This window comes from Intrasporangium sp., assembly GCF_030452765.1.
In the GTDB taxonomy this organism is placed as follows: domain Bacteria; phylum Actinomycetota; class Actinomycetes; order Actinomycetales; family Dermatophilaceae; genus Intrasporangium_A.
This window is the reverse complement of the sequence record NZ_JAKDLO010000065.1, coordinates 1-21,204: the sequence shown is the minus strand read 5'-3', so window position 1 is coordinate 21,204 and position 21,204 is coordinate 1. Positions and strand designations below refer to the sequence as shown.

Genomic DNA, 21,204 nt, shown 5'->3' with positions numbered 1-21,204 from the left:
GGGGGGCCGCGGCGGGGGGGCGGGGCGAGGCGGGGCATCGCCTCGAGGAACGCGTTCGTCTCCTCCGGGGTGCCCGCGGTGACCCGCAGGTGGTGTGCGATGCCGACGTCGCGCACCAGCACGCCGGCCTCCAGCAGCGCCTGCCACGTCGCGTGGGCGTCGGCGAGCCCGCCGAACAGGACGAAGTTCGAGTCGCTCGCGACGGGCAGCAGACCCAGGTCGGCGAGGCGAGCGACGATCCGGTCGCGCTGGGCCTTGATGGCCTCGACGGTTGCCAGGAGCAGGTCCGCGTGCTCGAGCGCGACCCGCGCGATCGTCTGGGTGGGGGTCGAGAGGTGGTAGGGCAGCCGGACCAGCCGCAGGGCGTCGACCAGCTCCGGGTCGGCGACGAGGTAGCCGAGCCGCCCCCCGGCGAAGGCGAAGGCCTTGCTCATCGTGCGGGTCACGACGAGACGGGGGTTGCCGGGCAGGAGCGTGAGGGCGCTGCGCGTGCCGGGCCGGGCGAACTCGGCATACGCCTCGTCGACGACGACGATCGCGTCCGGCGCGGCGTGCAGGACGGCCGTGATGACCTCGAACGGCAGGGCGGTGCCCGTCGGGTTGTTCGGCGAGCAGAGGAAGACGACCGACGGGTCGTGGGCGCGTGCCTGCCCTGCGGCCGACGTGGCCGTGAGCTCGAAGGTGTCCGCGTCGCGCAGGCCGTCGACCCACCTCGTGCCGAGCGTCTCGGTGATGATCGGGTGCATCGAGTAGCTCGGTGTGAAGCCGAGCGCGGTGCGGCCGTGGCCGCCGAAGGCCTGCACCAGGTGTGCGAGGACCTCGTTGGACCCGTTGCCCGCCCACACCTGCTCGGGGGTCACGGTCACGCCGGACTGCTTCTCGAGATAGGCGGTCAGGACCTTGCGCAGGTCGGTGAACTCGCGGTCGGGGTAGCGGTTGAGGCCCCGGACATCGTCCTGCAGGGCGGTCATGACGGCCGCAACGATGACCTCGGGCACCGGGTAGGAGTTCTCGTTGGTGTTGAGGCGCACCGGCACGTCGAGCTGGGGCGCACCGTAGGGGGTGCGCCCCCGCAGGTCCGCTCGCAGCAGCCGCTGGATCTCGTTCACGATGGATCCTCACTCGGGTCGGCGCTGCGGAACCTCGCCGTGACGGCCTCGCCGTGCCCGGGCAGGTCCTCGGCCTGCGCCAGGGTCACGACGTGTCCGGCCACCTCGCGCAGCGCGGACTCGTCGTAGTCGACCACGTGGATGCCGCGCAGGAACGACTGGACGGACAGGCCGCTCGAGTGGCTCGCGGAGCCGGCGGTGGGCAGGACATGGTTGGACCCGGCTGCATAGTCACCGAGGCTGACCGGCGCATACGGCCCCACGAACACGGCTCCGGCGTTGCGGACCCTGGTGGCCATCGCGCCGGCATCGCGCGTCTGGATCTCGAGGTGCTCGGCGGCATACGCGTTGACGACGGCGAGCCCCGCATCGAGGTCGTCGACGAGCACGATGCGGGACTGCCTCCCCCCGAGCGCGGTGGTCACCCGCTGCGTGTGCTTGGTCGCCGCGACGCGACGGGCGAGCGCCGCACGCGTCGCGTCTGCGAGCCGCTCGCTGTCGGTGACGAGCAGCGCGGCGGCGAGCGGGTCGTGCTCGGCCTGGCTGACCAGGTCGGCGGCGACCAGCTCCGGGTCGGCGGTCTCGTCGGCGAGGATGGCGATCTCGGTCGGGCCTGCCTCGGCGTCGATGCCGATGAGGCCCTTGAGCAGGCGCTTGGCGGCGACCACCCAGATGTTGCCGGGGCCGGTGACCATCGAGACGGGCTCGCACGCGACCGCAGCCCGGTCGGGCGCGTCGCCCGCCGTGGGCTCAACGGTGAGCCGGTCGGTGTCCTCGGTGAAGCCGTAGGCGAACATCGCGACGGCCTGCGCTCCGCCGACGGCGTAGACCTCGTCGACGCCGAGCAGGGCACACGTCGCGAGGATGGCCGGGTTGGGGTAGCCGGTGAAGACGCCGGAGTTGTCACGCTGCGGCGGCGAGGTCACGGCGAGCGAGCCGACCCCGGCGAGCTGGGCCGGCACGACGTTCATGACGACGCTGCTCGGGTAGACCGCGAGACCACCCGGCACGTAGAGGCCGACCCGGTCGACGGGCACCCAGCGCTCGGTGACCGTGCCGCCGAGCACGACCTGCGTCGTCGTGTCGGTGCGGCGCTGGTCGGCATGCACGAGCCGGGCGCGTCGGATCGACTCCTCGAGCGCCGCACGCAGATCCGGGTCGAGCGCGTCGACGGCGGCCTGCAGCACCTCGGCGGGGACCTGCAGGTGGGTGGGTCGCACCCCGTCGAAGCGCTCGCCGAGGTCGCGCAGTGCCTCTGCTCCCCGCTGCTCGACGTCGGCGCAGATCGGCCGGACCTGCTCGAGCGCGGCCGTGACGTCGAACTCGGCACGCGGCAGGGCCCGCCGCAGGGAGCGCACGTCGAGCGGCCGCCCGCGCAGGTCGAGGCTGGACATCATGCGTTCGATTCTAGGAACACAGCTGGGGCGGCCGGTGCGTCGTCTCAGCCCGGCTGGGCGGGCGGCACCGCGTCGAGCAGGACCGCCGTCTCCCAGGCCCACTGCCGCCACTGGTCGTAGCGTCCGGACTGGCCACCGTGCCCGGCTGCGATCTCGGTGCGGAAGATGATGGGCGCGGCATCGCGCCGGTCAGCGTCGGCCCAGCGCAGCGCCGCCACCCACTTGGCGGGCTCCGTGACGTAGACCCGGGTGTCGTGCAGGCTCGTCGTGACCAGCAGGGTCGGATGGGGACCGGCAACGGCGCCGCCCACGACGCTGTCATAGGGCGAGTACGACTTCATCAGCGCATAGGCCGCCGGATCCTGCACCGGGTTGCCCCACTCCTCCCACTCGATGACCGACAGCGGCAGCGACGGGTCAAGGATCGTCGTGAGTGCATCGACGAAGGGGACCGAGGCGTGCACGAAGCAGAACCGGTCAGGCGCCTGGTTCACGACCACGCCCATGAGCAGGCCACCGGCCGAGCCGCCTTCTGCGGCCAGCCTGCCCGGCGCCACGATCTCGCTCGCGACGAGGTGGTCGGCGCAGGCGACGAAGTCGGTGAAGGTGTTGCCCTTGTGCTCGAGCTTGCCGGCGTCGTACCAGCTGCGGCCCATCTCCGACCCGCCCCTGACATGGGCGATCGCGAAGACCCAGCCGCGTTGCAGCAGCGAGAGCCGCAGCACGGAGAACCAGGGATCGCTCGGGATGCCGTAGGCACCATACCCGTGCAGCAGCCCGGGGGCCGTCCCGTCGAGGGGGGTGTCCTTGTGGTGGACGAGCGAGATCGGGACCCTGGTGCCCTCCGGGGAGAGAGCCCACTCGCGGCGCTGGACGTAGTCGGCCGGGTCGTGGCCGCCGAGGACCTCCTGCTGCTTGAGGATCGTGCTCGTGCGGGACGCGACGTCGTAGTCGATGACGGCGCGGGGGGTGACGAGTGACGCCCAGACGAGCTGGAGGGTGCGGGTCGACGTCTCGGGGTTGGACCCGACGCGGATCGTCACGAGCGGCTCACCGACCTCGACGTCGTGGGCGGGGCCGAGGCCGCCTGGCGTCGTGAGGTCCCCGGACCGCCCGATGACCCGCACGGCGGTCCCACCCTCGCGGCGCAGCGAGACAGCGATGAAGTCCTCGAACCCGTCGATGCTGGTGACGTACTCGTCCTGGCTCGTCAGCTCGAGCGGCACCCACTCGTCGGGGCTCGTGCACGTGATCGGTGCGACCGCCACCTCGAAGTTCGTCCGTCGCGCGTTGTGCACGACGAAGAGGTGCTCACCGACCGGCTCGATGTCGTACTCGAGGCCCTGCCGCCGCTCCGCGACGACCCGGGGTGTGCCGAGCGGGTCGTCCGCCTCGAGGATGCGGTACTCGTTCGTCGTCCTCGAGCCGATCGCGATGACGATGTGGCGGTCGTCGCGCGAGGCGCCGACGCCGACCGAGAATCGCTCGTCGGGCTCGTCGTGGACCAGGACGTCGCGGGCCTCGGGCGTGCCGACCTCGTGCCGCCACACCTGGTGGGGCCGCCACGCGTCGTCGAGACGGGTGTAGAAGAGGTGGCGCCCGTCGAGGGACCAGGCCAGGGCTCCCCCGGTCCGGCGCACCGCCTCGTCGAGCACCTCCCCCGTCGCGATCCGCACCACGCGCACGTCGTAGCGTTCGTCGCCCGCGAGGTCAGCGGCATACGCGATGAGGTCCCCGGCGTGGGACACCTCGCTCGCCCCGACGGCGAAGAAGTCGTGCCCCTTCGCCGCGGCGTTCTGGTCGAGCAGGACCTGCTCACCCATCGGCACCGCGGCGCCCTCGAGCGACGGGCGCTGCGGGTGGTCGGTCAGCAGGACGCGCCCGTCGACCGGGTACTGCTCCGCCTCGATCGTGCGGGAGTAGTACCACCACCGGTCGTGCCGGACCGGCACCGACAGGTCGGTCTCCCTGATCCGGGAACGGAACTCCTCGTAGATCGTCTCGGCGAGGTGGGTGAGGTGCTCGGTGCGCTCGGCGGCCCAGGCGTTCTCGGCCTCGAGGTAGGCGAGCAGGTCTGGGTCGTCACGGTTCGCCATCCAGGCGTAGGGGTCCTCGAGAACGTCGCCGTGGTGCTCGCGTCGGGTCGGCTCGCGGCGGGGTCTGGGGGGCTGCTGCATCCGGGCATCGTAGACGCCGTCCCCGCCGGTCTGGTGCGGTGCCCGGTCGGACCGGTCCGTATGCCGCCGGGCGGCGGGCCGCTGATCCTTGAGGTCGTCCCACGCCGGGCTGCCGGTTTTGCGGCAGACTCGGATCATCCCGGCAGAGAGGCTTGCGATGACGAACAACCCGACAACCCCAGCGGCACACGGCAGCGGCACCGAGGCCGCGGCACCGCCCAGCGCGAGCTATGGCGTCCACTCCGAGGTGGGCCGGCTGCGCAAGGTGCTCGTCTGCCGTCCCGGTCTGGCCCACCGACGGCTCACCCCGTCGAACAACGACGACCTGCTCTTCGACGACGTCATGTGGGTCGACCAGGCCCAGCGCGACCACGCCGAGTTCGTCGATGTGCTGACCGGGCACGGCGTCGAGGTCCTCGAGCTGCACGACGTGCTCACCCAGACGCTGGCCCGGCCCGGAGCCGAGGCGTGGCTGCTCGACCGGAAGATCACGACCAACGCCGTTGGCCCGGGGCTCGTCGAGGCGACGCGAGGGTTCCTCGAGTCGCTGCCCGACGATCGCCTCGCCGAGTACCTCATCGGCGGCCTCGCGGTGCACGACCTGCCGCCCGAGCACCGCCCTGACCAGCTGCCGCTGGTGGCCCGCTCCGTGGGGACCCGCGAGTACCTCATGCCGCCGCTGCCGAACACGCTCTACACCCGAGACACGACGTGCTGGCTCTACGGGGGTGTCACCCTCAACCCGCTGCACTGGCCGGCCCGGCACGACGAGACGCTGCTGATGAAGGCCATCTACTCCTTCCACCCCGACTTCGTCGGCTCACGCATCTGGTGGGGCGACCCCGAGCAGGACTTCGACAACGCGACCTTCGAGGGCGGCGACATCATGCCGGTCGGGGGCGGCGTCGTGCTCATGGGGATGAGCGAGCGCACCTCCCACCAGGCGATCACCCAGGTCGCGTCGGCCCTCTTCGCGGCCGGTGCCGCCGAGCAGGTCGTCGTCGCGGGGATGCCGCGGATGCGCGCTGCGATGCACCTCGACACGATCTTCACCTTCGCCGACCGCGACGTCGTGACGCTCTACCCGCGGATCGTCGACGCGGTGCACGCCTTCACCCTGCGCCCAGGCACGGGTAGTGGCGGGATCGACGTCGTGGACGAGGACGGCGCCGCTTTCACCGACGTCGTCGCGAAGGCCCTCGGGCTGCCCCGGCTCACGGTCGTCGAGACCGGCGGTGACGTCTTCGAGGCCGAGCGCCAGCAGTGGGACAGCGGCAACAACCTCGTCGCGCTCGAGCCGGGCGTCGCCATCGCCTACGACCGCAACACCGAGACCAACGCCAAGCTGCGGGACGCCGGCATCGAGATCATCACGATCTCGGGGGCCGAGCTCGGCCGGGGGCGCGGCGGGGGGCACTGCATGACCTGCCCGCTCATCCGGGACGCGGTCGACTACTGACGCAAAGCCAGCGCGTCAGGATGTGGCCCAAGAGCACACCGGGCAGAGCGGCCCGAGGAGCGAGAGGATGCGAGCGGCATACATCACCCGTCTCGGCGGTCCGGACGCCATCGAGGTAGGCGAGCTACCCGACCCGGCACCCGGGCCGGGTGACGTGCTGGTGCGAGTGGCGTACGCACCGGTCAACCACGTCGACACCTTCGTCCGGTCGGGGGGCTACCCGACGCCGACCCCCTTCCCGTTCGTCCTCGGCCGCGACCTCGTCGGCACGGTCGTCGAGACGGGGCCGGGGGCCACCGGCGTCGAGGCGGGTGCCCGGGTGTGGTGCAACAGCATGGGGCACGGCGGGAGGCAGGGCACGTTCAGCGAGCTCGTCGCGGTGCCGGCCGACCGGCTCTACGCCCTGCCGTCGCAAGCCGACCCCGTCTCGTTCGTGGCACTGGTGCATCCGGCGGCGACGGCCTACCTCGGGCTCTTCCGGCACGCCCGGCTCCGGCTCGGGGAGACGGTGGTCGTGATGGGGGCCGGTGGCGCCGTCGGTAGCGCGGTCGTGCAGCTCGCCGTCCGTGCCGGGGCGCGCGTCATCGCGCTGACCTCCGCGCACTCGGCGGGGTGGGCACGAGAGTGCGGCGCGCACGTGGTGCTCGACCACGACGATCCCGCCCTGCCCGGCGCGGTCGCTGCCGCCGCGCCGGACGGCGTCGACGTGTGGTGGGACAACTCAGCCCAGGGACACCTCGGTATGCCGCTCACCCGGCTCGCGCTCGGCGGACGCCTCGTCGTGGTGGCCGGGTTGACCACCCAGGCCGCCTTCACCCTCGGCCAGCTCTACGCGAGGGACGCGTCGCTGCTCGGCTTCGTCATCTCGAATGCGTCGGTCGCCGACCTCGGTGAGGCCGCTCGGGCGATCATTGCCGTCGCCGCGGACGGCGGCCTGCTCCTGCCCTCGCCCCACGTGCGGCCGCTCGCCGAGGCGGCGGCCGCGCACGCCGCCGTCGAGGAGGGCGGGCGGCGCCGCCAAGTCATCTCGATCGACCCACCCGGCTGAGCGACGCCCGCCCGACCCACGAGCCCGAGCGACCGCAGCGGCGCCGCCAGAGGTCGATGTCGACGATCTACCGGTGCGGCCGGTGACCCCGGTCAGGCCGGTCGCGGATCACGCCCTTCCAGCTCATCCCGAAGCCGAAAGAGTACACGTGTCCGGCGGAGTCGCGGTAGGGCGTCATGTCCTCGCCCACGTCCTCGAGCTGCTTCTCGACCGCGTCCATGTTCTTTGGGCTGGTCATCGGCAGCCGGCCCTGGGGATCGTGCTGGCCCAGTGCGGTCTCGATGAGCACCTGGTCGCTGATCGAGTAGCCGACCAGGATCGCGTCGACGTCCCGCTCGAACTCGGCAGGGATGAAGCTCGTCCTGGCCTTGACCGAGACGATGACAGGGATCCTCCGGTGCTGCCTCATCTCGATCCGGTGCACCGCCTGGACCGTGCGCTTCACGGCGGTCAGGTCGTACTCGTTCCCGATCCTGGAGCTCGCGCCGACGTAGGACCGGTTCTGCTGGGTGCCGTCGGGATTGAGGTCGCCGGCGATCGACACCCGGCGCACGTTGCGACCGTCCGCTTTGTAGGGGCGCCACTGCAGCGACAGCGGGTAGAACGTGCCGTCCTTGTTCATACCGGCACCGGTGAAGTCGTTGCCGTTGTCGGGCCCGCGCATGCCGGCCAGGACGAGGTCCACGTCGCGCAGGTCGGGCATGACGTAGTCGACGACCTTTCCGTCGGCATCCAGCACCGGCGTGTCGGTCAGCACCTTCTTGAAGTACTGCTTCGCGATGTCCACATCCAGCGTCGGCCCGGTGATGTCCGTGGTCGCCTGCGAGAACACGCTGGGGAAGCCGTGCCCGATGGAGCTGGGGCCCCGGGAGCCTCGGCCGTTCATTGCCGAGCGCGATGAGGTGCCCGCGACCTTCGCCTCATGCACCCAAGGACGACGTCGAGCTCAGCCAAGCGGCGGTGGCCAGGCTGACAGGTGCCGTCGGGTCTCGAACCGGCGGCGCCGACCGTCGACCGGGTCGACGAGCTCGAGGACGGCCGCGAGCAGCTGCAGCGGTGACGAGAAGTCGTCGGCGGCGACCTGCCGGTCCACCGGGTAGAGCGGGTCGTTCACGATCGGGATGCCGAGACCGTCCAGCTGGCAGCGGAGCTGGTGCGTGCGGCCGGTGCGTGGGGTCAGCCGGTACCGGCCGAGCCCATCCCGTTGCTCCACGAGCTCGACGAGCGTCTCGGCGTTGGGCGGTGCACCCGCCACCTCGCGGGCCTGGTGGACACCGTGCTGCTTGGCGACATGGGTGCGCCGCACGAGCGGCAGCTCGAGCCCAGACCGGACCGGGGCCACGGCGAGATACTCCTTGTGCACCTGACCTGCCGCGAAGACGCCCTGGTAGAGGCCTCGCCAGCGCGGCTCGGTCGTCAGCAGCAGGACTCCCGCCGTGGGCCGGTCGAGGCGGTGCGCCGGAGCGAGCCGGGGCAGCCCGGTGAGCACCCGGGCCTTCGCGAGGGCGCTCTGTACGACGTGCCGCCCCCGGGGCATCGTGGCCAGGAAGTGCGGCTTGTCGAGGACGACGAGACGCGCGTCCCGGTGCAGCACGTCGATCTCGAAGGGTACGACGACCTCGTCGGGCAGGTCGCGGTGGGTCCACACGACCGAGCGGGGCACGAACGGCGCATCCGCGGGCACCGGCACCCCCTGGGCGTCGACGAACTCCCCAGCCCGCAGCTTGCGGTCGACCTCGGCGGCAGGCAGCCCGGCCGCGAGGCGCTCGACGAGGTGGTCGCGCAGGCTCGCCCACGGCCCGCCCTGCGGCATCCGGATGCGCTGGGCGTCCACGCCGTGCCGCGGTGCCAGCGGTGACGCGGGGATCCCGCCGCGCGCCACGTCAGTCGTCCTCGATGCGCAGGTCGGTCTCCTGGCCGAGGAACCGTCCGTATGCCGCTGTGCTGGCCTCCAGACCGCGCCTCGCGGTCGCGGTGAGCCGGGTGAACGGACGGGCCTGCACGACCACCGAGTCCTTCACCTGGTTCCGCGTCCACGTCCCGGCCACCTCGCCGTCGACGACGATGGTCGGCTGGAAGACCATGTTGCGACCTGGCACGACCCGGGCGACGTGCTCGTCGGGCAGGGTCACGTCACGCGACTTGTAGCCGAGGAGGAACTCGTCCCACTGCGGCAGCAGGTGCACCGCACCGCGCCGAGCAGCACCGGGCGTGGCGTCGACGTGGGTGAGCCAGGTCCGGCCGTCGACCTGCTCCCGGACGATCGCGTCGCACAGCAGCTCGAGTGCCTCCCGCGCGAAGCCGAGCGTCCCGGCGACCCAGCCGGCAACGTCCCTCTCGGTGACCGGCCCATGGCTGCGCACATAACGGTCGATCACAGTCCGCATCCCCTCCTCGCGAGAAACGTTGCGCGAGTGAGGGATCCACGAGTCGATCAGGACGAACGTCGGCTGCCTGCCGGCCAGCTGGCCCTGACAGAGCATGCCGGTCATGCAGTGGTGGCCGACCAGGTGGTAGGTCCGCTGCCCCGAGGGGTCGATGCCGTGGTCGGCGAGCAGCGCCAGCACGTCGGGCCGGCTCATCGGCTCCTGCAGGTGTTCCTCGAAGACCATGCCGGCACGTTCGATCTCGTCAGCCGTGATCTCGAGCTGCGCGTAGCGGGGACCCATCCCATCGATCACCCGGCGGGCGAGCAGCTCGCACATCCAGCGGGCGTCCTCGGCCGGGACCCAGTGGATCGTGCCGCGCATCGGCCACGTACGGACGATCTGCCGATCGGCCACCGCTTGCTCGACCTCGGCGAGGGTCAGGCCGGACCGCACGCCGATCGACCACACGCCGCTCATATAGTCCTGGGCCTGCAGGGCACCGAGCCCACGCGTCACCTCGAGGGCCGGCACCGGTGACCGCCTCGTGCCGAGCGCGGGCGTGAGTCCGAGCGCGGCCATCCGTGCGCGCCGCAACCGCCTCCGGTCGGTCACCTTCACGAGGTCGCCGTGCCCAGCGGCATACCGCCTGCGCTCACCCGAGGACCGCCGTGCCGAACTGCGCCTTGAGGTCGCCGAAGAGCGCGGAGGTCGCGGTGACGCGGTACGAGTCGTCGAGCGACATGAGCACCGAGCGGCCCGGTTGCGTCAGCTTGACCTGCACCTCCGTCGTACCGGGGTGCTCACGGAGGATCTCCTTGAGGCGCTCGGCGCGGGCCTGGTTGACCTGCCCGAGCGGCAGGGTCAGGACGACGGGTCCGCGGGGCCCGTCCCTGATGTCGGGGATCGTCAGCTCCTGGGCGAAGATGGAGATCGAGTCGTCCCGGGAGCTGACCCGGCCCTTGACGGCGCAGACGGTGTCCTGGGCGAGCATCGGCCCGAACGTCTGGTAGGCCGACGGGAAGAAGAGGCATTCGATGGCACCGTCGAGGTCCTCGACGGTCGCAATCGCCCAGAGGTCCCCCTTCTTGGTCCGCTTGAGCTGCAGGCTGGTGATGAGGCCCGCCACCGTGACGTTCGTGCCGTCTGGCTTCGGGTCGTCCCCGGTCAGCGCGGCGATCGAGGTGTCGGCGTGCGCGGTGAGGATGTGCTCGATCCCGAAGAGGGGGTGGTCGGAGACGTAGAGGCCTAGCATCTCCCGCTCGAAGGAGAGCAGGGTCGCCTTGTCCCACTCACTCGCCGGCACGGGTGGCAGACCGTCCAAGGCTCCGATGCCCTCGGCCCCGGCGTCGTCGCCGGCCCCGAAGCTGCCGAAAAGGCTGTCCTGCCCGATCGCCTCCTGCTTCTTGATCTCGACGAGGGCGTCGACGTACTGCTCGTGCACCTCGACGACGCCGCGCCGGCTCTCGCCGAGCGAGTCGAAGGCCCCGGCCTTGATGAGGGACTCGATGGTGCGCTTGTTGCAGACCACGGCCGGGACCTTGCCGAGGAAGTCCTTGAACGAGGCGAAGGCGCCCTTGCTCTGCCGGGCTGCGATGACGGCCTGCACGACCGGCACACCGACGTTGCGGATCGCCGCCATCCCGAAGCGGATGTCCGTGCCGACCGCGGCGAAGTTGGCCACAGACTCGTTGACGTCGGGCGGCAGCACCTTGATGCCCATGTGCCGGCACTCGTTCAGGTAGAGCGCCGACTTGTCCTTGTCGTCGCGCACGCTCGTCAGCAGCGCGGCCATGTACTCGGCCGGGTAGTTGGCCTTGAGGTAGCCGGTCCAGTAGGAGACGAGCCCGTACGCGGCCGTGTGGGCCTTGTTGAACGCGTAGTCGGAGAAGGGCACCAGCACGCCCCAGAGGGCCGCGATCGACGCCTCGTTGAAGCCCTGGTCCTTCATGCCGCCCGCGAAGGTGCCGTACTCGGCGTCGAGCACCTCCTTCTTCTTCTTGCCCATGGCGCGCCGGAGCAGGTCGGCGGTGCCGAGGGTGTAGCCGGCCAGCTTCTGCGCGATCTCCATGACCTGCTCCTGGTAGATCACCAGGCCGTACGTGGTGCCGAGGATGGGCTCGAGGGCAGCGATCATCTCGGGCTGCAGCTTGCCCTTCAGCTGCGGGTCGAGCGGGGTGAGCTCCTGCTTGCCGTTCTTGCGCAACGCGAAGTTGGTGTGCGCGTTGACGCCCATCGGGCCTGGCCGGTAGAGCGCCAGGGCCGCGGAGATGTCCTCGAAGTTGTCGGGCTGCATGAGCCGAAGGAGCGAGCGCATGCCCGCGCCGTCGAGCTGGAAGACCCCGAGCGTGTCGCCGCGGCCGAGCAGCTCGTAGGTCGGCTTGTCGGACATGTCCTTCGACAAGGCGTCGAGGTCGATGTCCTCGCCGCGGTTGGCCTTGATGTTGGCGATGGCGTCGTCGAGGATCGTCAGGTTGCGCAGCCCGAGGAAGTCCATCTTGACCAGCCCGAGCGACTCACAGCTCGGGTAGTCGAACTGGGTGATGACCTGACCGTCCTGCAGCCGCCGCATGATCGGGATGACGTCGATGAGCGGCTCACTGCTCATGATGACCCCGGCGGCGTGCACGCCCCACTGCCGCTTGAGCCCCTCGAGGCCCTTGGCCGTGTCGACGACCTCCTGCAGGTGCTGCTCCGTCTGGACGAGTGCCCGGAAGTCGGTGCCCTCGTTGTAGCGCTTGTGCTCGGTGTTGTAGATCTCCGAGAGCGGAACGCCCTTGCCCATGACGTCCGGGGGCATCGCCTTGGTCAGCTGCTCGCCGACGCTGAACGGGTGGCCCATGACCCGGGCGGCGTCCTTGACCGCCTGCTTGGCCTTGATCGTGCCGTAGGTGACGATCTGGGCGACCCGGTCGTCGCCGTACTTCTCGCTGACGTACCTGATGACCTCACCGCGGCGGCGCTCGTCGAAGTCGACGTCGAAGTCGGGCATCGACATACGCTCGGGGTTGAGGAACCGCTCGAAGATCAGGCCGTGTGGGACCGGGTCGAGGTCGGTGATCCCCATCGCGTAGGCGCACATCGAGCCGGCCCCGGAGCCGCGCCCCGGACCGACCCGGATGCCGTTGCGCTTGGCCCAGTTGATGAAGTCGGCGACGACGAGGAAGTAGCCCGGGTAGCCCTTCGAGACCACCACCTCCTGCTCGTAGGCGGCCTGCTTGCGGGCGTAGTCGGGAACCCCCTCCGGGAACCGGCGCCGCAGGCCGGCCTCGACCTCCTTGAGGAACCACGACGTCTCGTCCTCACCCGGGGGGCAGGGGAAGCGCGGCATGTAGCGCCCCTCCCCCTCGGTGAACGACACGTCGCAGCGCTCGGCGACCAGCAGCGTGTTGTCGCACGCCTCGGGCAGCTCGCGCCACATGTGCCGCATCTCCTGCGGGGACTTGAGGTAGAAGTCGTCTGCGTCGAACTTGAACCGGCCCGGGTCCATCAGGGTCGAGCCGGACTGGACGCAGAGCAGCGCGGCGTGCGCCTTGGCGTCCTCGGCACGGGTGTAGTGCAGGTCGTTGGTCGCGAGCAGCGGCAGCCCGACGTCCTTGGCCAGGCGCAGCAGGTCGCCCTGCACGCGACGCTCGATCTCCAGACCGTGGTCCATCAGCTCGCAGTAGACGTTATCGGGCCCGAAGATCTCGCGCAGCTCGCCGGCGACCTGACGCGCCTCGTCGTACTTCCCGAAGCGCAGCTTGGTCTGGATCTCGCTCGACGGGCACCCGGTCGTGACGATGATCCCCTTGGCATGGGCCTGGAGCAGCTCTCGGTCGATGCGGGGCCACTTCGTGTAGACCTGATCGAGGCTCGCGATCGAGCTCATCCGGAACAGGTTGTGCATGCCCTCGACGCTCTGCGCGAGCATCGTCATGTGGGTGTAGGCGCCGCCACCGGAGACGTCGTCGCGTCCGCCGTCGCCGAAGCTGACCTTGGTCCGGTCCGTGCGGCGGGTGCCCGGGGTGATGTACGCCTCGACGCCGATGATCGGCTTGACGCCGGTGCCCTGCGCCTTCTTCCAGAACTCGTAGGCGCCGAAGACGTACCCGTGGTCGGTCGTGGCGAGCGCCGGCATGCCCATCCGTGCCGCCTCGGTGAACAGGTCGCCGATCCGCGCCGCGCCGTCGAGCATCGAGTACTCCGTGTGCACGTGCAGGTGGACGAAGCTCTTCTCGGGCGCGGCGACTTCAGTGGACATCGTGCAGAGTCTAAGCCGCGCCCGCGACACCGCTCGGCGTGTCGTCTCGGGGTGTCGTGCTCGGCCCCCGATCCGACTCATCGAGGCCTCTGGGTGGACAGGCCGATCCGACGATCGACGCTGCGGGCGAGGAACTCGACGTTGCCAAGGCGCTGCCCGATGCCGGGTTCGACGACGAGGGCCGGCCGGCTCATCGGACGCCGGCCAGGGCGGCGGGGGGGCGATCGTGTGCCCGATGGAAAGGAGGTTGCCGGGTCCAGCGCAGCGGTCGTCCACCGTCGCAGGGCGGCGAGCACGCCTGCCGTGATGGTGAGCGCGATCTGCGCGAGAGGTGGCGGCGCCGGTGCGAGAGCGAACAGCGAGCAGGCGCCTTCCACGCGACCGACCGGCGCGTCGGGAAGGGCGGCAATGTCGGCATCGCTGACCGTCGCGCTGACAGACGACAAACACCATTCGGCTCGGCCGCGAGACTGACCACCCGCCATTGCCGTGCAGGCACGGCGCCGCGTCCACCCCCTGCGCGCGTCACCTCACGCGGCTACGCGGCCGGGCGACGCGAGGACCGGGAGCGACGGGCCGGATGGCTCAGCACGTCAGCCGGCCTGCCGGACCCCGCCGAGGAGGCCATCGGTGCCGACCGGCGCCGCGTGCTGCTCGGTGCGCTGGCCGCGCTGCCTCTCGAGCCGGTGGACGTCGTCGCGTGCCGGCACCTGCTCGAGCTGAGCGAGGCGGAGACGTGCCTCTCCCGACGGCCATCCTCCCGACGACCACCCGGGGTCGGTCAGCGCAGGGCGCGCGCAGCGTCCTCAGCCGCCTCAGGCACGTCGGCGCCGGACCCGGCGCCTCACCTGGGCGGTCGCGGCGCTCGTGGTGGCGCTCGTGGTGGCGCTCGTCCCACCCGTCCGCGCGGCGGTTCTCGAGCTGTTCCGGATCGGCGGGATCACCGTCCAGGAGCATCCCGCTCCGTCCGGACCAGCGACCACGGCGCCCCGCAGCCCGTCACAGAGTCGGGTGAGGCCGTCAGCCCGGCCGAGGCGCAGGCCGACCGCGGGGTGGCCATCGCCGTGCCGACGGTGCTCGGTGCGCCGACGTCGGTCGCTCTCGTCGAAGGCCTGCGCGTCTGAGTCAGGTTGAGGAACCATGCGCCGTATCGTCACTCGCCTCGCCGCAGTCATCGGCGTCACCCTCGCGGCGCTGCTGCTCGGCATGACCCCGGCACGTGCCGGCGGCCCCACGTCCGTCCTGGTGGTCAACTACGACGGGGCCCGGGCCGCGGCGGCGTTGACGGGAAGCACGGCATACGAGAACCTCTCCCGGGCACTCGACGTCGGCACCGACGAACAGCCCACCGGCGACCCGGCGGCACCCGCCGCGTTCATGGGCACCCAGCTCCGGATCGTCTGGCTGATCCACGACGTCAGTCCGTGGCGCATCGACGTCCTGCGCTTCGACAACGGAGCCATCTGGGTGGCCACCGTGGTGAGCTGGGAGGGCAAGCTCTAGCTCTTCGATGCGCCCGGCACCTGGCACCGGCCCAAGGACGAGGCGCTGCTGCGCAGCAACCTCACCTCGATGGGCGTCATGGCTGCGGGCCACCCGCCGACAGTCGGGCGGCTGGCGAGCATCCGTCACGGGGCCGTCCACAGCATCACCCGACCCGGGATGGACGACGCGGTCCGGTCCGGTGCGGCGGACCACGCTGAGGACGGAGCGCACCGAGAAGCGGGCGGCGGCTCAGCGACATACCAGAATGACCGGAACCCCGTCTCGAAGTTCACCCTCAGGTGAACGGTCCCCGCTTCAGAACGTGGCGACGAGGTCGAGGACGTGCTGCAGGTCATCCGGGTAGGGGCTCTCGAAGTGGACGTACTCCCCCGATGCCGGATGCTCGAAGCCCAGCCCACGGGCATGGAGCCACTGCCGGTCGAGCCCCACCTTCGCGGCGAGCCTTGGGTCGGCGCCATAGAGGGGGTCACCGACACACGGGTGCTTCAGGGCCGCCAGGTGCACGCGGATCTGGTGGGTCCGGCCGGTCTCGAGGTGGATCTCGAGCAGGCTCACGTGCCGGAACGCCTCGATGACCTCGTAGTGGGTGACCGACACCTTGCCCGACCGCATGACCGCGAACTTGTAGTCGTGGCCGGGGTGGCGCCCGATCGGCGCCTCGATCGTCCCGACCACGGGGTCCGGCAGCCCCTGTACGAGGGCGTGGTACGTCTTGTCGACGGTGCGGCTGCGGAAGGCCTGCTTGAGCCTGGAGTAGGCGGTCTCGCTCTTGGCCACGACCATGAGGCCCGACGTGCCGACGTCGAGACGGCTCACGATCCCCTGCCGCTCGGGCGCGCCCGAGGTCGAGATGCGGAAACCGGCCGCGACCAGGCCGCCGACGACGTCCGGCCCGTCCCAGCCGACGCTGGGGTGCGCCGCCACCCCGGCCGGCTTGTCGACGACGACGATGTCGTGGTCGTCGTAGACCACGCGCATGCCCGGGACCGGCTCAGCGCGGGGTGAGATCACCGGATCGACCTCGCCCCCCGGCAGCGCCACCTCCAGCATCGAGCCCGCCACGAGTCGCTCGGACTTCAGGACGCGCTTGCCGTCCACGACGACGTGCCCGGCCAGGGCGAGGTCCGCGGCCTTCGCGCGGGACAGCCCGAAGAGCCGGGAGACTGCGGCGTCGACGCGCTCGCCCTCGAGCCCCTCCGGGACGAACACCGCCCGCACGTCAGGCATCCGGGTGCCTCGTCCCGTGGTCGCGTCGACCGTCGACGCCGATGCCGCGTAGGGCGAGCAGGACGATCAGGACGGCAGCCCCGACGATCCAGATGTCCGCCACGTTGCCGATGAACCACCCGTTGTAGTCGATGAAGTCCACGACGTGGCCCTGCCCTCCCCCGGGGGGTCGGACGAAGCGGTCGGTGAGGTTGCCGAGGGCAGCGCCGAGCAGGGCCCCCAGGGCGAGCGCCCAGGCCCGTGAGCCGAGGTCCTTGGCCACAAAGGCGATCGCGAGCAGGACCACGACCGCGATGATCGTCATGACCCAGGTGCTGCCGGCCCCGAGCGAGAGCGCGGCACCAGGGTTGCCGATCAGCCGGAGGCTTATGACGTCACCGATGACCGCCCTGCTCTGCCCGTCGCCGAGCCGGTCCAGGGCGATCAGCTTGGTGACCTGGTCGCTCACATAGGCGATGACGGCGACGGCGACGAGCAGCCCGAAGAGGCGCCGCCTCCTGACTGGGTCCGGCCGGTGGTCCTGCGGCTCCTGGCTCGACGCCTCGGGCACTGGGGTCGGGGTCAGTGGCGCTCCTGTTTCGTCTTGCATGTCATGCACAGCGTCGCACGCGGGAAGACCTGGAGGCGACCCTTGCCGATCGGGTTGCCACAGTTCTCACAGATCCCGTAGGTGCCGGCCTGCAGCCGCTCGAGCGCCCGTTCGCTCTGCACCAGCATGTCACGGGAGTTGTTGGCGAGGGCGATCTCGTGGTCACGCTCGAAGGACTTCGCGCCGGCATCGGCCTGGTCCTCGCCACCGCCGTCGGAGGAGCTCTGGATCAGGCTCGCGATCTCCCGCTCGGCGCGGTCGATCTCGGTCTCGTACGACTCGATCTCCTCCCGCAGGGACGTTCCGACGGAGCGGAGCTCCTCGGTGGTCCACGGCGCCTCGTCATCCTTGACCTTGAGGCTCTGGGTGAGCCGCTGGACCTCGGCGTCACTCGCGGGTTTCGTCGCGCCGACCCCTGATCTCTTGGGCTTCGAGCCGTTCGTGGTCCGCGTCGCCGCAGTCTTCTTGGCGGCGCTCGCGGTCTTGCCTGAAGCGGTCCTGGTCATGCTTGCAGCCTTCCTCGGCGGTGCGGTCTTCTTTGCCGTACCCGACCGGGTCGTCGCGGTCGTGCCGGGGGCCTTCGCGGCGGTCGGCGCCTTCTTCGTGGCCGCGCCGGTGGCGTTCTTCGCGGCCGTACCGGTGGGCTTCCTGGCAGTCGTGCTCGGCGCCTTCTTCGCGGCCGTACCGGTGGGCTTCCTGGCGGCCGAGGCGTTCGGAGCCTGCTTCGCGGCCGCGGCGCCGGCAGACTTCTGCTGCGACGACCCCGCCGTCCGTGCAGCGGCCTTCTTGGCCGGCATGTGCCCTCCATGACCGTCGACGTGGACAAGTGGGGCCGACAATAGGCCCCGGAACGCCGGGATACAAACGAAACGCGCCCAAGAGATCGCCCGTTGCCGCCTCAGCCCTGACGGCCGCCCCCTTCACGGGCCGGGGTGAGCTCGCCGCTGTGCTCGAGGTCTTTGAGCTGGCCCGTGATGTAGGCCTTGAGATTGCTGCGGTAGTCGCGCTCGAACCCGCGCAGCTCGTCGATCTTCTTGCCGAGCAGACTCTTCTGCTTGTCGAGCTCCTCAAGGGTCGCGGCCTTCTGCTGCTGGGCCTGCGCGACCATCCCCGAGGAGCGCTCGCGGGCCTCGGTGAGGATCTCGTCTCGCTTGGAGGTCGCCTCGGTGAGCATCGTGTCGCGCTTCGCCGTCGCCTCGGCAAGCATCGTGTCGCGCTGGTTGGTCGCCTCGGCGAGCATCGTGTCGCGCTGGGCGACGGCGTTGGCCGACATCTCGTCGGCGGCCTGGGATGCCTCGTCGTGGCGGCGCTGGCCGGTGGCCACCAGATCGTCGTGCTGCTGCTGGCCGACACTGACCAACTGGTCGCGCTTGGCCTCACCGTTGTGGACGTGCTCGTCGTGCAGGCGCTGGGCAAGTGCGATGATCCCCGCCGCGTCACCGGGCGCCGGGGCCGCACCCTCACCCGTCTGGCCGGACTCGGCGGCGCGGGTCTGCTGCTGCGCCTTCGCGAGCCGGGCCTCGGCATCGGCGGCCTTGTTGTCGAGGTCGGTGAGCCTGGCCTGAGCCTCGTCGAGCTGTGCCTTGTCCACCTTCGACTTGGCGGTCTCCTCGGCCCGTTGGGCCGCGGCGTTCGCCCGCTCGATCCGCTCCTTCGCGGAGCGCTCGGCACTCTCGGCGTCGGTCCGCGCCTTGGCCGCGCGCTCCGACGCCGCCTCGAAGGCCCGCTCGGCATCCTGGACGCTGGCCTCGTCACCGGCCCCAGCGACGGCGGCCGCCCCGGCCGCGGCACCGGTCCGTAGGGCCGGCTGGTTCTTGCTCGCTCGGCAGTCGTTGAGCTGCTTGAGGTAGTCGTCACGCTGCTCGATGAGCGAACGCATCTCGCCGACGATGTCGTCGAGGAAGTCGTCGACGTCTCGCTCCTCGTAGCCACGGCGGAACTGGGTGGTCTGGAAGTGCTTGTTCAACACCTGCTCCGGCGTTAGCGCCATCTCTCACCTCTGGGCTTGACGTAGGGTTTCATGAGCCGGCCGGTCGGCCAGGCGACACTCGCTCATGATGCCATTTCTGGTGGCCGGATTGGCAGCTGCCCCCGGTGATGCCCACCGGCCACGCCCCGGGTCAGAAGAAGCTCGGCAGGTTGAGGGCGACCGATGTGAGCAGCATGAGCACGAGGAAGGACAGGTCGAGCCGGATCCCGCCGAGCCTCGGTGACGGGATGATCTTGCGCAGCGCCTTGAGCGGCGGGTCGGTCACCGTGTAGATGGCCTCTGCGACGACGAGCAGGGGGCCCTTCGGCTGCCACGAGCGCGACAGCACCTGGACCCAGTCGATGACGAACCGGCCGATGAGGGCGATGAAGAAGGCGAAGACAACCACCCCGTAGATCGTCCAGAACACGTCCATGCGGCAAGTCTGACCGATGGGAGCCCGTGCGGCGTAATCGGGTCAACTCTGGTTGAAGAACCCGCGGGCGGCAGCCGGGGCATCCACCTCGTCGGCCGACACCTCGACGTGTGCCGGCGAGAGGAGGAAAACCTTGGACGTGACCCGCTCGATGGTCCCGTGCAGCCCGAAGACGAGGCCGGCGGCGAAGTCGACGAGCCGCTTCGCGTCGGAATCGTCCATGTCGGACAGGTTCATGATGACCGGCACCTGGTCACGGAACCACTCGCCGATGTTCTTCGCCTCGTTGTAGGTGCGCGGGTGGATCGTGGTGATCCGACTCAGCTGACCGCCGCCTTCGGTATCGCGCACGACGGACGCGACCGCGCGCTTGGTGGGCAATGGGGTCACCGCGGCGGTGTGCTCGGCAGGCTCGTCGCCGTAGCGATCGGCCTCGTCGTACCCGCCGTAGTCGTCATAGCGCTCCTGACGGACGTCCTCCTCGGCGAGTCCGAGGTAGACCATCGTCTTGCGCAGCGCGCCTGCCATGCCAGCTCCTACGGTACGGGTTGCCTTCCCGTCCGACGGTACAGAAGGGGTGGGCGGCAGGGTCGGATATCACCCCGCGACACGCAGGACGCGCCAAAGGCCTCCCGTATGCCGCTCACCGGTCCACCGCGTCATGGGGCCTTCCAGCGCGGCGCACGATGACACCGGCGAAGCGGCCGGTCGGGCCGTCCCGCCGGTAGGAGTAGAGGTCGGGGTCCTCACGGGTGCAGCCCGGCACCCACTCGAGCGGGACGCGGTCGCTGGCGAGCTGCTCGACGACGCCGGCGGCGACGTCGATCGCGGGGGTCCCGGTCCACGACCTGGCCCGGCTACTCGCTGCGGCCGCGGCCGCGGCCTCGACCAGGGGCGCCGGCACCTCGTAGCAGCGCCCGCAGACGGACGGTCCCACCACGGCCGACAGCTGGCGTGCCCCGAGCTCGCGCAGGCGTTCGAGCACCCGCGGCACGATCCCGGCGGTCATCCCGAGACGTCCGGCGTGGATGGCCGCGACCAGGCCCGCCCGGGCATCGTGGAGCAGGATCGGCACGCAGTCGGCGACGAGGACCGCGAGGGCGACGTCAGGAGCCCGCGTGATGACTGCGTCCGCGGACGGGACCTCGCCGCCCCAGGCGCCGTCGACCTCGACGATCGAGGTGCCGTGGGCCTGGTTCATGAAGACGAGCCGGTCGCGGGCCACGCCGATCCGGCGCGCGAGCAGCATCCGGTTGGCCTCGACCTGCTCCGCGTCGTCCCCGACGTGACCGCCGAGATTCAGCCCCGACCAGGGGCCGATGCCGCGAGCCGAGCTGCGGCCGGTGAAGCCTGCCTCTACCACGGAGTCGAGCCCGTCGGCTGGGGCGAACGTCCGGCGCCAGTGGAACACCGCTCCAACGTACCGGCACCGGCCGAAGCGCCTGCAACCGGAGCGGACCGGTGACCCGTGACGATCAGGCCAGACCGCCCCCGGATGCATCGGTGGGTCATCAAGGCCCCGTCCGCGTGTCCCTACTTGAGGAAGTCGGGCACGTCGAGCTCGTCCTTGTCCTCGACGGCGACCTGCCGCGGCGGGCGCTCGACCTGCTGCGCCACTGGATGCGGCTCCGGCACGTGACCGTTGTGCACCCCGCCGTTGGGGGCGGCCACGGGCTGC

At 70.8% G+C, this 21,204-nt stretch carries 19 protein-coding genes; 4 read left to right on the top strand and 15 right to left on the bottom strand.

Annotated elements, in window-relative coordinates:
* The 3 genes from L0H79_RS10130 to L0H79_RS10120 all read right to left on the bottom strand — a co-directional run.
* Positions 1 to 1,109 (bottom strand): histidinol-phosphate transaminase (locus tag L0H79_RS10130; RefSeq protein WP_301484479.1); only part of this gene is annotated, 1,109 nt, incomplete at its 3' end.
* A complete protein-coding gene (gene hisD, locus L0H79_RS10125) occupies positions 1,106 to 2,506 on the bottom strand; it encodes a histidinol dehydrogenase (RefSeq protein WP_301484478.1) in 1,401 nt (466 codons plus the stop codon). The genes hisD and L0H79_RS10130, both read right to left, overlap by 4 nt.
* A gap of 44 nt (positions 2,507 to 2,550) precedes the next feature.
* Positions 2,551 to 4,683, bottom strand: a complete 2,133-nt coding sequence (locus L0H79_RS10120; protein WP_301484477.1) for a S9 family peptidase — start codon at positions 4,681 to 4,683, stop codon at positions 2,551 to 2,553.
* Positions 4,684 to 4,840: 157 nt separating this feature from the next.
* Between L0H79_RS10120 and L0H79_RS10115 the strand changes: the two genes are divergently transcribed.
* Entirely contained in the window at positions 4,841 to 6,142 is a 1,302-nt protein-coding gene (locus L0H79_RS10115; protein WP_301484476.1) for an arginine deiminase, read from the top strand.
* Positions 6,143 to 6,209: 67 nt separating this feature from the next.
* On the top strand, positions 6,210 to 7,190 hold the full coding sequence (locus L0H79_RS10110; protein WP_301484475.1) for an NADPH:quinone reductase: 981 nt from the start codon (positions 6,210 to 6,212) through the stop codon (positions 7,188 to 7,190).
* A 67-nt stretch (positions 7,191 to 7,257) separates the two neighbouring features.
* On the opposite strand, the gene L0H79_RS10105 is transcribed toward L0H79_RS10110, so the two are convergent.
* The 5 genes from L0H79_RS10105 to L0H79_RS10085 all read right to left on the bottom strand — a co-directional run bounded on the left by L0H79_RS10105 (position 7,258) and on the right by L0H79_RS10085 (position 14,941).
* A complete protein-coding gene (locus tag L0H79_RS10105) occupies positions 7,258 to 8,076 on the bottom strand; it encodes a glycoside hydrolase family 3 C-terminal domain-containing protein (RefSeq protein ID WP_301484474.1) in 819 nt (272 codons plus the stop codon).
* Between the two features lie 60 nt (positions 8,077 to 8,136).
* Positions 8,137 to 9,072: a pseudouridine synthase gene (locus L0H79_RS10100; protein WP_301484473.1), complete on the bottom strand. Its 936-nt coding sequence runs from the start codon at positions 9,070 to 9,072 to the stop codon at positions 8,137 to 8,139.
* A 1-nt stretch (position 9,073) separates the two neighbouring features.
* A complete protein-coding gene (locus L0H79_RS10095) occupies positions 9,074 to 10,177 on the bottom strand; it encodes a winged helix DNA-binding domain-containing protein (protein WP_301484472.1) in 1,104 nt (367 codons plus the stop codon).
* Positions 10,178 to 10,211: 34 nt separating this feature from the next.
* Positions 10,212 to 13,799 (bottom strand): DNA polymerase III subunit alpha, encoded by a 3,588-nt coding sequence (gene dnaE, locus L0H79_RS10090; protein ID WP_301484471.1) that lies wholly within the window; start codon positions 13,797 to 13,799, stop codon positions 10,212 to 10,214.
* An 815-nt stretch (positions 13,800 to 14,614) separates the two neighbouring features.
* The gene (locus tag L0H79_RS10085) at positions 14,615 to 14,941 is read right to left on the bottom strand and encodes a hypothetical protein (RefSeq protein ID WP_301484470.1); all 327 of its coding nucleotides are present in this window, start codon (positions 14,939 to 14,941) and stop codon (positions 14,615 to 14,617) included.
* Here L0H79_RS10085 and L0H79_RS10080 point away from each other — a divergent pair.
* Positions 14,940 to 15,302: a hypothetical protein gene (locus L0H79_RS10080; protein WP_301484469.1), complete on the top strand. Its 363-nt coding sequence runs from the start codon at positions 14,940 to 14,942 to the stop codon at positions 15,300 to 15,302. The genes L0H79_RS10085 and L0H79_RS10080 overlap by 2 nt on opposite strands.
* Before the next feature lie 297 nt (positions 15,303 to 15,599).
* On the opposite strand, the gene L0H79_RS10075 is transcribed toward L0H79_RS10080, so the two are convergent.
* The 3 genes from L0H79_RS10075 to L0H79_RS10065 are packed head-to-tail and all read right to left on the bottom strand — an operon-like array spanning position 15,600 to position 17,627.
* Entirely contained in the window at positions 15,600 to 16,532 is a 933-nt protein-coding gene (locus L0H79_RS10075; protein ID WP_301484468.1) for an RluA family pseudouridine synthase, read from the bottom strand.
* On the bottom strand, positions 16,525 to 17,082 hold the full coding sequence (locus L0H79_RS10070) for a signal peptidase II (protein WP_301484467.1): 558 nt from the start codon (positions 17,080 to 17,082) through the stop codon (positions 16,525 to 16,527). The genes L0H79_RS10075 and L0H79_RS10070 overlap by 8 nt, the downstream gene beginning before the upstream one ends.
* A gap of 11 nt (positions 17,083 to 17,093) precedes the next feature.
* Positions 17,094 to 17,627 (bottom strand): TraR/DksA C4-type zinc finger protein, encoded by a 534-nt coding sequence (locus tag L0H79_RS10065; RefSeq protein WP_301484466.1) that lies wholly within the window; start codon positions 17,625 to 17,627, stop codon positions 17,094 to 17,096.
* Here L0H79_RS10065 and L0H79_RS10060 point away from each other — a divergent pair.
* Complete coding sequence (locus L0H79_RS10060; protein ID WP_301484465.1) at positions 17,626 to 17,931, top strand: hypothetical protein; 306 nt, start codon at positions 17,626 to 17,628, stop codon at positions 17,929 to 17,931. The genes L0H79_RS10065 and L0H79_RS10060 overlap by 2 nt on opposite strands.
* Before the next feature lie 88 nt (positions 17,932 to 18,019).
* Here the strand turns inward: L0H79_RS10060 and L0H79_RS10055 are convergent, their stop codons facing one another.
* The 4 genes from L0H79_RS10055 to pgeF form a co-directional block, all read right to left on the bottom strand.
* On the bottom strand, positions 18,020 to 19,111 hold the full coding sequence (locus L0H79_RS10055) for a DivIVA domain-containing protein (protein ID WP_301484464.1): 1,092 nt from the start codon (positions 19,109 to 19,111) through the stop codon (positions 18,020 to 18,022).
* Between the two features lie 130 nt (positions 19,112 to 19,241).
* Complete coding sequence (locus L0H79_RS10050; protein WP_301484463.1) at positions 19,242 to 19,526, bottom strand: YggT family protein; 285 nt, start codon at positions 19,524 to 19,526, stop codon at positions 19,242 to 19,244.
* A 42-nt stretch (positions 19,527 to 19,568) separates the two neighbouring features.
* Complete coding sequence (locus L0H79_RS10045) at positions 19,569 to 20,054, bottom strand: cell division protein SepF (protein ID WP_301484462.1); 486 nt, start codon at positions 20,052 to 20,054, stop codon at positions 19,569 to 19,571.
* 115 nt (positions 20,055 to 20,169) lie between these two features.
* Positions 20,170 to 20,937 carry a peptidoglycan editing factor PgeF gene (gene pgeF, locus L0H79_RS10040; protein ID WP_301484461.1) on the bottom strand — a complete coding sequence of 256 codons (768 nt, stop codon included), beginning with the start codon at positions 20,935 to 20,937 and terminating at the stop codon, positions 20,170 to 20,172.
* Between the last annotated feature and the right edge of the window lie 267 nt (positions 20,938 to 21,204).

Coding starts and splice junctions, on each gene's coding strand:
- L0H79_RS10045 (WP_301484462.1), bottom strand. CDS start 20,054: ATGGCAGGCGCGCTGCGCAAGACGATGGTCTACCTCGGACTCGCCGAG.
- L0H79_RS10065 (WP_301484466.1), bottom strand. CDS start 17,627: ATGACCAGGACCGCTTCAGGCAAGACCGCGAGCGCCGCCAAGAAGACT.
- L0H79_RS10080 (WP_301484469.1), top strand. CDS start 14,940: ATGCGCCGTATCGTCACTCGCCTCGCCGCAGTCATCGGCGTCACCCTC.
- L0H79_RS10060 (WP_301484465.1), top strand. CDS start 17,626: ATGCTTGCAGCCTTCCTCGGCGGTGCGGTCTTCTTTGCCGTACCCGAC.
- L0H79_RS10105 (WP_301484474.1), bottom strand. CDS start 8,076: ATGAACGGCCGAGGCTCCCGGGGCCCCAGCTCCATCGGGCACGGCTTC.
- L0H79_RS10075 (WP_301484468.1), bottom strand. CDS start 16,532: ATGCCTGACGTGCGGGCGGTGTTCGTCCCGGAGGGGCTCGAGGGCGAG.
- dnaE (WP_301484471.1), bottom strand. CDS start 13,799: ATGTCCACTGAAGTCGCCGCGCCCGAGAAGAGCTTCGTCCACCTGCAC.
- L0H79_RS10050 (WP_301484463.1), bottom strand. CDS start 19,526: ATGGACGTGTTCTGGACGATCTACGGGGTGGTTGTCTTCGCCTTCTTC.
- L0H79_RS10055 (WP_301484464.1), bottom strand. CDS start 19,111: ATGGCGCTAACGCCGGAGCAGGTGTTGAACAAGCACTTCCAGACCACC.
- L0H79_RS10120 (WP_301484477.1), bottom strand. CDS start 4,683: ATGCAGCAGCCCCCCAGACCCCGCCGCGAGCCGACCCGACGCGAGCAC.
- L0H79_RS10115 (WP_301484476.1), top strand. CDS start 4,841: ATGACGAACAACCCGACAACCCCAGCGGCACACGGCAGCGGCACCGAG.
- L0H79_RS10110 (WP_301484475.1), top strand. CDS start 6,210: ATGCGAGCGGCATACATCACCCGTCTCGGCGGTCCGGACGCCATCGAG.
- hisD (WP_301484478.1), bottom strand. CDS start 2,506: ATGATGTCCAGCCTCGACCTGCGCGGGCGGCCGCTCGACGTGCGCTCC.
- L0H79_RS10085 (WP_301484470.1), bottom strand. CDS start 14,941: ATGGTTCCTCAACCTGACTCAGACGCGCAGGCCTTCGACGAGAGCGAC.